The sequence below is a fragment of the Saccharibacillus sp. CPCC 101409 genome, from assembly GCF_030518235.1.
Lineage (GTDB): Bacteria > Bacillota > Bacilli > Paenibacillales > Paenibacillaceae > Saccharibacillus.
In genome coordinates this window covers 127738-140997 of sequence record NZ_JAULSA010000003.1, presented here as the reverse complement: position 1 = coordinate 140997, position 13260 = coordinate 127738, and the positions used below count along the sequence as shown (strand labels likewise).

The 13260-nt window shown below is 58.1% G+C and carries 12 protein-coding genes; 6 read left to right on the top strand and 6 right to left on the bottom strand.

What is annotated here, in order from left to right; genetic code table 11:
* Nucleotides 1-6: 6 nt before the first annotated feature.
* The 4 genes from QWJ34_RS08555 to QWJ34_RS08540 all read right to left on the bottom strand — a co-directional run bounded on the left by QWJ34_RS08555 (nt 7) and on the right by QWJ34_RS08540 (nt 3596).
* On the bottom strand, nt 7-1080 hold the full coding sequence (locus tag QWJ34_RS08555; protein WP_302726948.1) for a TDT family transporter: 1074 nt from the start codon (nt 1078-1080) through the stop codon (nt 7-9).
* Nucleotides 1081-1128: 48 nt separating this feature from the next.
* On the bottom strand, nt 1129-1824 hold the full coding sequence (locus QWJ34_RS08550; RefSeq protein WP_302726947.1) for a GDSL-type esterase/lipase family protein: 696 nt from the start codon (nt 1822-1824) through the stop codon (nt 1129-1131).
* Nucleotides 1825-1972: 148 nt separating this feature from the next.
* Nucleotides 1973-3076, bottom strand: coding sequence for a DUF4179 domain-containing protein (locus tag QWJ34_RS08545; RefSeq protein ID WP_302726945.1), 1104 nt, complete (start codon nt 3074-3076; stop codon nt 1973-1975).
* Nucleotides 3057-3596 (bottom strand): sigma-70 family RNA polymerase sigma factor, encoded by a 540-nt coding sequence (locus QWJ34_RS08540; RefSeq protein WP_302726944.1) that lies wholly within the window; start codon nt 3594-3596, stop codon nt 3057-3059. The genes QWJ34_RS08545 and QWJ34_RS08540 overlap by 20 nt, the downstream gene beginning before the upstream one ends.
* 247 nt (nt 3597-3843) lie before the next feature.
* On the opposite strand from QWJ34_RS08540, the gene QWJ34_RS08535 reads away from it, so the two are divergent.
* From QWJ34_RS08535 to QWJ34_RS08510, 6 genes are all read left to right on the top strand, one after another.
* Nucleotides 3844-4281, top strand: coding sequence for a hypothetical protein (locus QWJ34_RS08535; protein WP_302726943.1), 438 nt, complete (start codon nt 3844-3846; stop codon nt 4279-4281).
* Between the two features lie 157 nt (nt 4282-4438).
* Nucleotides 4439-5533, top strand: coding sequence for an S-layer homology domain-containing protein (locus QWJ34_RS08530; RefSeq protein WP_302726942.1), 1095 nt, complete (start codon nt 4439-4441; stop codon nt 5531-5533).
* A 591-nt stretch (nt 5534-6124) separates the two neighbouring features.
* The gene (locus QWJ34_RS08525; RefSeq protein WP_302726941.1) at nt 6125-7009 is read left to right on the top strand and encodes a helix-turn-helix domain-containing protein; all 885 of its coding nucleotides are present in this window, start codon (nt 6125-6127) and stop codon (nt 7007-7009) included.
* Complete coding sequence (locus tag QWJ34_RS08520) at nt 7006-8070, top strand: alpha/beta hydrolase (protein WP_302726940.1); 1065 nt, start codon at nt 7006-7008, stop codon at nt 8068-8070. Before QWJ34_RS08525 ends, QWJ34_RS08520 begins: the two co-directional genes overlap by 4 nt.
* Nucleotides 8071-8191: 121 nt before the next feature.
* Nucleotides 8192-9067, top strand: coding sequence for an SDR family oxidoreductase (locus QWJ34_RS08515; RefSeq protein ID WP_302726938.1), 876 nt, complete (start codon nt 8192-8194; stop codon nt 9065-9067).
* Nucleotides 9068-9334: 267 nt separating this feature from the next.
* Nucleotides 9335-10648 carry a histidine--tRNA ligase gene (locus QWJ34_RS08510; protein ID WP_302726937.1) on the top strand — a complete coding sequence of 438 codons (1314 nt, stop codon included), beginning with the start codon at nt 9335-9337 and terminating at the stop codon, nt 10646-10648.
* Nucleotides 10649-10695: 47 nt separating this feature from the next.
* Here QWJ34_RS08510 and QWJ34_RS08505 read toward each other — a convergent pair whose 3' ends face one another.
* Together QWJ34_RS08505 and QWJ34_RS08500 are read right to left on the bottom strand one after the other, a co-directional pair.
* Nucleotides 10696-11850 carry an epoxide hydrolase family protein gene (locus QWJ34_RS08505; RefSeq protein WP_302726935.1) on the bottom strand — a complete coding sequence of 385 codons (1155 nt, stop codon included), beginning with the start codon at nt 11848-11850 and terminating at the stop codon, nt 10696-10698.
* A gap of 144 nt (nt 11851-11994) precedes the next feature.
* Nucleotides 11995-13113, bottom strand: a complete 1119-nt coding sequence (locus tag QWJ34_RS08500; RefSeq protein ID WP_302726934.1) for a Fic family protein — start codon at nt 13111-13113, stop codon at nt 11995-11997.
* Nucleotides 13114-13260: the final 147 nt, after the last annotated feature.

Genomic DNA, 13260 nt, shown 5'->3' with positions numbered 1-13260 from the left:
TAAGAGTTAACTATTCTTACTCTTAGCCATCCTACTCACCCACAACCCAACCTCCACCGCCAGCAGCGCCGCAATCCCCCACGCTCCTCCGTTTAGCACCCAGCCGCGCAGCTCGTGCAGAACGCCCGCCGCCGCGCCGTCTCCTTTTGGGAAGATCCGCTCGCCCTGTGAAGTGAAGAAGTAGAACATGCCGAGCGTAAACAATCTCGTCCACTGGACCGGAGCGTAAACGCCGATTCCTTTGGCCCAACCGGACCTGCGGATACGGAGTGCGGCGCGGACCAGTTCCGCGCCTTCGACCAGCAGCAGCATCAGGAGCGCGAAGACCCAGATGCCGAGCAGCAGCCCGCTCGGAAACACGTAGGATTGCAGCGCCGCCGCTCCCGTAATCGCGGCCGCTCCGTACATGATGCAGTTGGTGTCCAGCCAGTCTTCGGTCAGCTTCCAGCCTTTTCGGCTGTAGCGGAGCGCAAGCAGCGCCATGCCGGCGATATAGAACATAACGCCCAGCAGCACCAGTACCCGATAGATCATATACTCCCGCGCGCCGAACACTTCGTGCAGCAGCAGGGAGACGGACTGCACGGACACCGTCGTCAGCAGGATCGCGCCGTGCAGCCTGCCGTGCAGCCGTTCGGCCGCGATCTGGCCGGCGGCGAGCGCCGCCGCGAACAGGTAGAAGATCAGGAAACCCGCATTGCCGATGCTCAGCACCAGCAGCACCGGATGCAGTTCCGCGAAGTTCACATGGGCCGCCGTCAGCGCCGAGGACGTTCCCGCCACCCACGTCCCGATGGCGAAGCGCCCGATCGGATCGTTCCAGTACGACTCCCTGAAGCGGCCGAAGCGCAGCGCCGACAGATAAGCGGCGCCGTGCAGCAGCCAGAGCACAAGCGTCAGCGCGGCGAAGACCCGCACGCCCGGCGAGCCTTTGCCCGCAAAATGCACCATCACGCCCTGCGTAAAAATCGCCAGCGCCATCACGCTTCCGCCGGAAGCCGCCGGCACCTTCGGCAGTTTGACCGTGAGCGCAATTGCGATTGCGGCGAGCAGCGCGATGATCGAAACGGCTGTCAGCATAAAGCCAGAGCACCTCCCGCGAACCGGCGATTCTTTTCAATGAAACGTTTACAGGTACCGGAGCAAATTCTCCCACACTACCGCGTACCCGCTTGCGAACATATGAATACCGTCGGTCGAATATTCTTCTTTCAAATTACCCCTTTCGTCCGTCAGCCCTTCATTCACGTCGATAAAAGGATGTCCGAGCCGCTCCGCCAGCGTCTTTACCGCTTCGTTCGCCTGCCGCGTAGCCTCGTTGGTCCGGCGCGACAGCACTTCCCGCATTCCCTCCCTGTCGGTGTAAGGAAACTCGGCTTCGCCGTTTACCGGATAGTAGGCCATCAGGAAAATGCGGCAGTCCGGCAGCGCGTTCCCGATCCGCGTCAGGATGGCTTCGTAATTGGCGATCAGCTCGTCCGGTCGGTACTCCGGCGAGGCGACGTCGTTGGTGCCGATATTGATAAACAGGCGCGACGGCGCGAGATCGAGCACGCACGCGTCCAGGCCGAGCAGCAGCTCGGTCGTCACAAAGCCGGACACGCCGCGGTTGTAGATGCGATGATTCGTGCCCGAAGCCAGCTGAAGCTCGTACACCGGAAAATGTTCCATCAGCGAAGAACCGGCGAATACCGTTTGCCCTTTGCGCGCAAGCGTATTCAGAACGTCGTAATGCCGCAGTCTGTCGCGTTTGTCCGGCGGCAAATCGGCGTAAACGGACGTATGGTCGGATGCGGACGGTTTCGGTGAAGACGATGAAGACATGATTCGAGTTCCCCCTTTTTTCGATTCGCGATTCCTTGCTTCCTATTCCTTTTCCCATCTTAAAAGAAGACGCCGAAAATAACCACCTCCGGCGCGGAGGCGGTTATGCGGGAATGGATGGTTCGGTTCAAGGCTGCGCCGCCTCTTCTCATTTCGGCAGAGGCACGTCCATTTCGATATACGTGTAAGGCTTGCCGTTCTGCTCGCCGGGCATGGCGAAGCCGAGCGTAAGTTCCTTCGCCTGGGAATCGATAGGTTCGAATGTGTAGAACTGCTTGCTGCCGGTCTCCAAATCAGGCTCGCCCGCCCCGGAAAGACTCTCGTACTCCCTGCCGAGATCGTCGCGAATGATATCGAAAAGTTCGAAATCGTCCGCATTGACGAAGGTTCCTTCCGTGTCTTCCGCTTTCGGTCGATGATGAAACAGAACCTGGGTCGTAACCGGCGTTAAAATGATACGATCGACCACTACACCGCGTTCGACCAGCTCCTTCGGCACCTCCGGTTCTTCAATGACCGTCTTCGCCGCATTGGATTCGACCGGCACTTCAAGTTCGAACGGACGATCCGCTCCTTCTATATTCAATACCAGCGACAATTCGAATTTATCCGGCAGGGACTCATCCAGCGGCCGGTCCATGACTACCATCACGGTTCCGTCGCCCGCCGCCCGATAACTCGGCAGCAGCGTCTGCGAACCGTAAGAAGCCTGCACGCCGTCCAACATGCCGCGCTTCGGGTGATTGAGATCGCCGCCATTGTACAGCGCTCCGTCGCCTTCCCGATACACCTCCAGCGCAATCCGCGTCCCGTCGTAGATCACATTGCGCACGCCCACCGTCATGCCGCCCACGGTCGCCGTCAACGACGAAGGCTGCACCAGTCCCTGCTCTTCCGCCGCTTTCAGTCCGTGGTCGCCGTACAGCGAGAAAATGCCGCCGATAATCGGCACATTCTGCATCGCCTGGGCAAACGACGGCGACGCGAAGCCCAGTCCCGTCAGGCCCGCGCCCGCCAGCAGCACGCTCGCCGCGGCGATCGCGGCCGTTCGCCGCAGCCGCGAGAAGCGGCCGCGCTTCGCCGCTCTGCGCGCGTACGCCGCTGCTTCCGGGCCCGTCGGCTTATGCGCGTCGGCCTCGCCTTCCCGGATCATGCGAAACGTTTCCTCCAGACGCCGCTCGACCGCGGACGGGATCTGCGCCGCCCCGGTCTCCCTGAGGCCCGCCAACCTGTCAATATTTTGCCGTTTCACGATATCGCTCTCCTTCCTCCGGCGCTTCCAGCCAACTTTTCAGCTGGCTCCGGCTCCGCTTCAGTCTCATCTTGACCGTGCCTTCGCTGACGCCCAGCACCCGGGCCGCTTCGGCGATCTTCATGTCTTCCATATACACAAGCACCACGGCGAGCCGCAGCGGTTCCTTGAGCCGGTCCACCGCTTCGCGCAGCTCGATCTGCCGGTATTCCGCGGAAACTTCGACCTTCTCCGGCAGTTCCCCGGGCAGCGACAGCTTCGATCTCCGGCGCAGAATCGTCGTGCACTCGTTGATAAGGATGCGGTACAGCCACGTTTTGAAAAAAGCCGGTTCTTTCAGCCCGCCCACCGCCCGGTACGCTTTGAGAATCGTTTCCTGGAGCGCGTCGGCGCAGTCCTCGTCGTTTGCCAGCATCGCCCGCGCGGTCCGGTACATCGAGCTTTTCAGCTCCTGCACCAGTGTCAGGAACGCTTCGGCGTCGCCGCCTTTTGCACTCGAAGCCAGCCGCTCTCTGTTCATTTTTTCTATATCCATAAGTCCCGATCGCCGCTTGCCCGCGGGTGTCTCGTATCGGTCGGACGCATCGTCATCTTCCTTTCCGCAGGGGACCCGGGTCCCCGTGATCGCGCTTCTTGTTCGTTTGTCGACATGGATTAGATGGACGGGCTCGGCAAAAAGTAACGGCTTTGAGCATAAAACGGATATCTTTCACTGCGCGCGGCGATCCCGGCTGTTTATGATGGAACGAAAAAGCGGAGGTGATCCCGTGAAAACCAAACTGCCGATCGCGCTCGCCGCTTTGCTTGCCGTGCTGGTCGTTTGCGGACTGGGAGCCGGCGCGGTGCATTTCTTTCGTCCGCAGGCCGTCCAGACGTTCGAGCTCCAGGTCGGGCAAACGCGCCGCGACGATCTGCCGGGCGTGCTGGACGGGGGCCGGGCCTCGTATCGGAAAAACAAGCGGCTGTTCGCCGTCGTCGTGTACCCCGATCCCGACCAGGTGGAGCTGAACCGTAAAGCGCGGGTATACGTAACCGAGGACAGCAGCGGAAAAGTCGTGCAGGAGCATCCGATCGCCGAGCACGGCGACCTGGCGGCCGAGGAAATTCCGCTGAACAATTCCGACTGGGAACCGGGACGTTATACCGTTTCGTTCGAGCGGGGAGGGCAGCTGATCGCGCAGAAAAAAATCGTGCTGGCCGAGTGAACGCCGGTCGGCAAAGCGATACAAGGACGTGTCTTAAACGCTTTTTCTTTTCAAACACGGGATCTTGAGGTGCAACCTTTCGCGAAAAAAGCTCGTCTGGGGAAATATGAACGAAGTCGTTCGAACCCACCCCATTTTCCAAGGAGGCTGTACTCGCATGAAAAAGAAACTGGCAACCACCATTCTGTCCGCGTCCGTGCTGACGGCATCGCTGGGCGGCTCGCTGTTCGCGGCTGCGCCGTCTTTCAAAGACCTCAAAAACGTCCCGGGCCAGGACAAGATCGAAGCGCTGCAGGCCAAAGGCGTCGTAAAAGGCGTAAGCAGCCAGGCGTTCGCTCCGAATGCCGCATTGACGCAGGCGCAGGCCGTGCAATTTATCGCAGGCGGCTTCGAGCTGAAAAATACGGCGGACTGGAGCAAAGGCGAACCGTCTTCGGCCCACGATCTGTTCCCGGCCGTAAAAAGCGACGCCTGGTACGCCGATGCTTTTCTGAACGCTTACCATAATCAAGTCGGCATTCCGGAATCGGTCGATCCGTCGGCCAAGATCACGCGCGAAGCGTATGTCGATTACCTGATCGACGCGCTCAAAGCGGCGGGCAACCTGCCGATGATCAATATCCTCGTGCCGGAAATCGCCGACCAGGATGCGATCGATATCGACGTGCTGGGCTCGGTGCAGCTCGGAATCGCGCTGGACATCGTCGAGCTGGACGCCGACAAGAACTTCAAGCCGAACGCCGAAATCACGCGCGCCGAAGCGGTTGTGATGCTGTATAACGCGATCGAGTACATGAACCGCCTCAACACGGGACCTTCGCCCGACACGGACGCGCAGGCTCCGACAAGCGGCAGCTACGCTCCGGCGGACAACGGCAAAACGCTGATTATGTACGGCCTTCAGCAGGCGCTGGAACAGAACGCCGGCAAAGACGTGAAATACTTCGTCGCGATCGACCTGTTCGCAAGCGGCTCGCCGCTCGATCCGGAAAGCCAGGAAGTGCAGGCCGAAGTATCCCGTCTGCAGGGACTGGGCTACGACGTGAGCTACGACAAAGTCTGGGGCTACAGCGGTCCGCTGAACAAAGTCGATTACCCTTACGTATCCGGCTACTTCACCGCGAAGCAGCTTGCGGAATTTGCGACCAGCCCGAGCTACGGCTATTCGATCCATTTCCCGGTCAACGGCGACGGCTCGGCTCCGGCCGCCAAAGACGGCGCGATCGCGGGCTTCAACAATATCGTGGAGTAAGAACGGCGGCCAACTGCCGAGCGATTACAGGATAAACGAAACGAGTAACGGCAGGGAGCCGTGTAGGGTTCCAAACGGAAAATAACGGCACAGGTACATTTATTTGGGGCGAAAACCTTCGTTTTCTTCAAATAGCGACGCAGGTGCAGCTATTCGGGAGCCAAAGGCCGAATCGAAGCGAAAAAGCTCGAAATAATTGCATGAGCGCAGTTATTTTCTTGAAAACGCAAGATTAAGCCGGAATAAGGGCCTATACGCAGCTATTTCGATTCTTCTTGCCCTTTGTTTTATTTCTCAAGCCCTCTCCCCGACCTTTCCTTCCAATCGAACCTGCTCCCTTGTCAACGCTAAAGATAAGGTTATATTCGCTTGAGATTGAAGTCTCAGGGTGGACGAAGTATTAATTAGGCTTACATCCAATCGTTTCTCGACGATCCGGGAAGCCGGCGCGGAAGATCGCGCCGGCTTCTTTTTTGTGCGGCCGTTCTTTTTGGCCTAAAATATAAGAAACGCTGTCGAAGACAGGCCGGATGCAGGCGGGAGGCAGACCCTGCACAGAAAACATACAAACCCACGAAAGGCGGACAGTCCATGAAAACCTACCGTTCCTCCTCGGCGCTCGGCGAATTTATCCGTTCGCGCCGGCAGAAGCTCAGCCCGGCGGACAGCGGCATCGAGCCGCTGCCGGGACGACGGCGCACGCCGGGCCTTCGCCGGGAAGAAGTCGCCTATCTCGCCAATATGAGCGTCACTTACTATACCTGGCTGGAGCAGGGCAAAGAACTGAATCCGTCGCAGGACATCCTGCTCAGCATCGGCCGAGCGCTTCGTCTCAGCGATTCGGAGCAGCATTATCTGCTGTCGCTGGCCGAGACCGTTCCGGTCGCCGAGCCGGTCGCGGACGCGCGCACGGATATTCCGCTGCTGCGGGCGCTGGCGGGGCAGCTTCGCTATCCGTCTTTTATCACCGACGACAGCACGCAGGTGCTGGCCTGGAACCGCTCGGCGGAACTTCTGCTCGCGGACTTCGGCCGTCTGCCCGAGGAGGATCGGCATATCCTGCATCTGGTGTTCGAGAACGGGGATTTTCGCAGCCGGCTGGTGAACTGGGAGCAGTTCGCCCGCTACACCGCGGCCTGGGTGCGCACGATCTTCGAGCGCAGCCGGCGCAGCGCCGGTTATATGGAACGGTTCGAGCGCCTGAATCGGGAAAACGAAGATTTCCGCCGCTGCTGGGACCGGTTCGAAGTCAAACAAAAACATGTGACGACCCTGACTTTCCGGCAGCCGATTCCCGACACCGGGGGCGAGCGGGAGCTTGTATTCGACGTCCATTCGGCCGGCAGGATCGACCAGGACCCGAGCCTGATCTGGACGATCTTCGTGCCCGCGGCGGATACGGATACCGAAGAATGGCTGACGGCGCTGACGGAACAAAGCGGCGATCCCTTTTTACCAAAGGAGAATAAACGATGAAGGTTAAACTCGGCATGATCGACAAACAGCTTCGTTTCAAAGGCATCCTGATGAAAGCCCTCACGCAGAAATCGAGCGAAGCGAAATACATCGCTTCCGCGAAAAGCGCAAAAAAAGCCCTCGCTGCGCGCGCCGGCAAAAATATCGACGGGCTGCGCTGCGGCGAGGAATGGATTCCGCGGCGCGGCGGAAACGGCGAAATCCGGATTCGCATTTACCGGTCTCCCGGCGGTTCGGGCGCCGCGGCCGATCCGGCCGGCGTGCCCGGCATCCTCTGGCTGCACGGCGGCGGCTATTCGCTCGGCATTCCCGAGCTGAATACGGATGCCTACAAGAACCTGATCGCCGCCCATGACTGCGTGATCGTCGCGCCGGATTACCGGCTGTCGATCGACGCGCCGTATCCCGCGGCGCTGGACGACGCGTACGATACGCTGCTGTGGATGCAGGCAAACGCGGCCCGGCTCGGCATCCGCGACGACCAGCTGATGGCCGGCGGAGAAAGCGCCGGCGGCGGGTTGTGCGCGGCGCTGTCGCTGTACGCGCGCGACCGGGGCGAAGTGAATCTGGCGTTCCAGATGCCGCTCTACCCGATGATCGACGACCGGATGCAGGGCGAATCGGCGCAGGATAACAACGCGCCGATCTGGGATTCCAACTCCAACCGCTGGGCGTGGAAGCTGTACCTGGGCGAACTGCATGGCGGCGATGTGCCGCAGTACGCCGCGGCCGACCGGGCCGAGGATTACCGCGGCCTTCCGCCGACCGTGACATTCGCGGGCGAGCTGGAGCCGTTTCGCGACGAAACGGTCCGCTATGCCGAGCGGCTGCGGGAAGCCGGCGTGCCGGTGGAGTTCGAGCTGTACCCCGGCTGCTATCACGCATTCGATATGATGGTCCCCAAAGCCGACGTCAGCCGCCGGGCGACGGCGTTCTTCATGCGGGCGTACAAGCATGCGGCGGAGCATTATTTTGCGGCGCAGCCGGGAGGTCCGGCAGTGGACGCGGCGGCGGCAGACGCGGGGTCGCCGCGTTCCCTTTTGCAAAACGATCCGCAATAATCCGAACAATACGCCTGCCGCCCAGCCTGTTACTCCCGTTACCCGTATAAGCATGCTGTGGCTGGCTCGCCCGGGCATCCCGTATGCTGAAGCGGACATCATTTACGGGAGGCTGATCGATATGCAAACATGGTTGATTACAGGCGCTTCGGGCGGACTGGGTTCGTCTTTGACCCGACAACTGCTGGAACGGGGAGACCGCGTCGCGGCGACGGTGCGCAAGCCGGGCGTGCTGGACGAGCTTCAGGCGCAGTACGGCGAACGGCTGTGGCAGGCGCGGCTGGATTTGACGAATCCGCAGCAGATCGCGGAAGTCGTGGAGCGCGCGTTCGCCGAGCTGGGCGTCATCGACGTATTCGTCAACAACGCGGCCTACGGGCTGTACGGCGCGGTCGAAGAAGCGAGCGACGCGCAGATCGAGCATCAGTTCCAAACAAACGTGCTCGGCTCGCTGCGCGCCGCCCGCGCGGTCATGCCGTTTCTGCGCGAGCAGGGCCGCGGCCACCTGGTCCAGATCTCCAGTATGGCCGGTCATTATTCGATTCCGGGCATGGGGCTGTACTGCGCGAGCAAGTGGGCGGTCGAAGGCGCTTTCGAAGCGCTGGCGAAAGAAGCCGCGCCATTCGGCATCCGGGCGACGATGGTCGAACCGGGCGGCATCCGTACGCCGTTCATTACCGGCAACGCCGTCTACGGCGAGCCGCTGGACGCATACCGCGAGCAGGAAGCGGGCCAATTCACCCGCATGATGCGGGGCGAAGTGCCGGGCATGAACGATGAAGCGGCGTTCAACCGGATCGTGGTCGGCGACCCTCACAAGATGGCGCGGCGCATTATCGAGCGCGTCGACGCCGGAGACGGTCCGCTGCGCATGGCGCTCGGCAGCGACGCCTACGCCACGATCCGCGCCGCGCTGCTGGAACGTCTGGCCGCGCTGGAGAAGCAGCAAGAACTGGCGTATTCGACGGACGGCGACGATGTGATGCAGCGGGTTTGAACCTCCGATGCGGACTCGGTTTATCCGGGCGGCCCTTGCGTAATTGCGAATAGCTCGTTATAATCGAGCTATTCTTACGCCGAAGGAGATTTCCGTCATGAACCGAATCCGACCGAATCAACTTCATCATCACAAGAAGCGTTAGCATCCCTTTAACTTTCGAGGGAGGCTAACGCTGTTCGCGTTGGCCTCCCTGCGGCATATAAACGCGCAGGACCAAGAGGTCCTGCGCGTTTTTTTATTTGAGCCGAAAAGGAGCGAATCGCTATGCAAAACGTAAAAGGAACTTATGATTTCTTCGGGAAGCGTCAGGCTGTCCGCAAACAAGCGCAGTCGACTCTGGAACAAGTCTTCGAACTCTACGACTTCGACGGCATGGACTCCACCATCTTGAACGAACTGGATCTGCTGACTTCCAAATATGCGGGCGGCGAAGAAATCCTCAAAGAAATGTACCGCTTAACGGATCAGGGCGAGCGCAGGCTGGGGCTGCGGTACGATTTGACGATTCCGTTTGCCAAAGTCGTCGCTTTGAATCCCGGAATCGAACTGCCGCTGCGGCGATACGAGATCGGCAAAGTATTTCGCGACGGTCCGGTCAAAAAAGGCCGCCTGCGCGAGTTTCTGCAATGCGACGCCGATGTGGTCGGGATCGCCGGACCGGAAGCGGAGGCGGAGCTGATGCAGCTCGCGGCCGAAGTCTTCCGCCGGCTCGATCTTCCGGTTGTGCTGCGCTGGAACAACAGGCGCTTTATGGGCGAATGGCTGAAAGCGCTCGGCGTGCCGGCCGGCGATGCGTTATCCGTCATGCTGACGCTCGATAAAGTCGAGAAGATCGGTCCGGACAGCGCCGCCCGGGAACTGCTGGACAAAGGAATCGTCCCGGATGCGGTCCGGTCTATTCTGGACCTGCTCGGAGACGACGGTTTTACTTTTGAAAAAGCGGCGGATGTCTGCGGACTCGGCGAGACGCCGGGCATGCTTGAAGTAAGATCGCTCCAGTCCCTGATCCGCGAGCTGGGACTGGAACAAATCTGCCGCTTCGATCCGTTCCTTTCGCGCGGACTTTCTTTCTACACGGGAACGGTCTACGAAATTTTCGATGCTTCGAATGCGTTCACTTCCAGCCTGGGAGGCGGAGGCCGTTACGACGCCATCATCGGGCAGCTGATCGGCCGGGAAGATCTCGCGTATCCCACAGTCGGGATTTCGTTCGGCATGGAATCGATCATAGAGCTGCTGGAGGCTCGCAGGATCAAGACGCCGGACGCCTCGGCAATCGTTCTTCCGATTGGAGACGTAAGCGGTCCGGCGCTTCGTACCGCGCAGGCGTTAAGAGCCGCGGGCATTCGTACAAGCCTGGGCGGCAGCGGACGCAAGTTAAAAAAAGCGCTGGCCGCGGCTTCCGCGCGGGGCATCCGCTACGCGGTGCTTATCGGAGAAGACGAAGCGGCGCTCGGACAGGTGCGGATTAAAGATATGGAGCGGCAAATGGAAAACAGCCTGCCTCTGGAAGAAGCGGCTGCTTATATCCGAGCCGGAATTGAAAATGCGGAAAGTCCGGCCTCGGCGAACATTTAAGATGCCGCGATCAGCCAACCATGACCAGCCGGAGCGCTTCCTGTCCGCTACTCCTCCCGAAGCACCGAACCGACAAACGCCCTGATCTGCTCCGCCAGCAGCGCCGGCTGCTCCAGCGAAGCGAAGTGGCCGCCGCGCGGCGCGTGCTCCCAGTACACGATATTGTAGACGCGCTCCGCCCACTCTCTGGGCGGCATGGGGATTTCTCCGGGAAACAGCGTCACGCCGGTCGGCACCGCGACGCCTTCGCCTGGACCGAAGCGCAGCGGCACTCTGGCGCTCTCGGCGTACATCCGCATCGAAGAAGCGACCGTGTTCGTAAACCAGTAAATCGAGATATTGGTCAGCAGTTCGTCTAGCGACACGGCGTTCTCCAAGTCGCCGCCGCAGTCGCTCCAGGCGCGGAACTTTTCCGTAATCCAGGCGGCCAGACCGACCGGCGAATCGCTCAGCGCAAAAGCCGGCGTATCCGGCTTGGTGGCGTGCAGGGAAGCATACGCGCCTTCGCGCCGCGCCCAATCCTGCATCCGGTCGAGATAATCCTGCTCGTCCGCGCTGAGCGGACGCTCGCCTTCACCCGACGAAGGGCGGAGATTGCCGAGGATATAGTTGAGGTGCAGCGCCTTCACTCGCTCCGGATACAGCGCCGCCAGCCAGGTCGATACGCTCGATCCGACGTCTCCGCCCTGCGCGTAGAACGTTTCGTATCCAAGAAGCGTCATCAGCTCCGCCCACAGCGGAGCGACGGCTTTCGGCCCCATGCCCGGTTTGTCCGGGATCTGCGAGAAGCCGTAACCCGGCAGCGACGGAATCACGATATCGAACGAATCTTCCGGATCGCCGCCATACTGCGAAGGCCGGGCCAGATAAGACGACAGCTTGAGGTGTTCGATAAAAGAACCCGGCCAGCCGTGCGTGACGATCAGCGGCTTGGGCGATTTCCCTTCGCCGCGAATATGCACAAAGTGGATATCGAGTCCGCCGATATTCGCCTTGAACTGCGGAAAGCCGTTCAGCCAACGCTCCTGTTTGCGCCAGTCGTATTCGTTCGTCCAGTAATCGACCAGCCGCCGCATGAACGCCGCGTCCGCGCCGAGCGACCACGGCTCCGCGTCGAAACCGGACGGCCACTGGATGCGCTGCAATCTGTTTCGGAGATCGTCGATCTGCTGCCGGGGAATCTCGATGGTAAAAGGCTGCATGGATAATCACGCTCCTTGACAACGGTAAGAGTACTTTATCGAATAAATAAGGAAACAGACGAAGCTAAATAGGGAAAAGAAATTTCTCTAATTACGACATGTAAGGAATCTGTGAATTTCTTTGTTTTTATTTAAGCGGCATTTTCACTCTTCTAAATATCCCAAATCAGCTATAGTTAAGTTTGAATATTTTTCTCCTACTTGATAAGAAGTAATACGAGAACTTCCGCTAGCCGGCTTTAGCAAGCCTTTGTTATGCCACTCTTTCATCCAATTCCCAGCAGTCCTTGGCGGGATTTGAAAAACCTCCGAAATATCTTTGGGCTTAACGATATTATCATTCTGAAACAGCAATCGAAGAAGAAGCCTTTCTTTAGGATCTAAAGTCAAAACAAGAGGATTGATTAAGCTTTTACTATTTCTTTGTGCAGAATCTGCTACTTGTTCAAAAGCGTAAGCCATAATTCTGACGAAATATTCAATCCAGGGAGAAAGAGTCTTCGGGTCATGACGTCCGTCATAGTAAAGAACAGGCAATTCCATTTGTAAATTTTTATAGTAACCGGAGAGGTCTGAAAAATAATATTCTTCCATCGAATTAAATCCTCGAAGATTATAGCCTTCTGTAGATAGAATATAAGATGCCAATGCCCTCGAAGTTCTGCCGTTTCCGTCTTCAAAAGGATGAATTGTCAAAAGTTGATAGGCAGAAATCGCAGCTTTAATGGGAATAGGAAGTTCTCGTTCTAAATTAATCCATGCTGCCAGTTCATTCATAAGCTCCGGTACATCAACCCATTCTGGCGGAATATAATCAGGCTTTCCTGTGGCTGCATCATAAACAGCAAAAAGGATGCCCGGAGGCATTGCACCGCGATAGTCAGATTCTTTTGTCCTTTTTCCGACTCCTCTTCTCTCAATAATGGCATGAAGACGTTTAATGAAAGATTGGTTAGTAGGATATTTTAATCGCCGTGCCGTATCAAGAAAAGATAAAGCCTCCCAGTAGTTTCTAACCTCCTCTTCTGCCCGAATCCTAGAATGTTCTCGCTTCGCTCTTACTACATGGGATACCTGTTCCAAGCTCAGAGGATTACCTTCGATTCTTGTAGAGTAGTGAGTCATTTTTACACGTGCTTTCATTCTGAGTTCGCGTTCGACATCTGCCGGAATGGGAAGAAGCTCTACTATGGCTCGTGATTTTTCTATAGACATTAAATCTTTTACTATAGAATGAGTGTATTCGAATTTAGGCAGAAACATATAATTCCTCCTTTATCTCTATTATAAATGAAAATAGCGAAATTAATTTTCTCTATTTTCGAAGATTAACACCTTTTAGTTACTTTAATTCTTATAGATGCACAAAAAGCCTTCCACCCTATAAGGATGCGAAGGCTTTGCCATTCA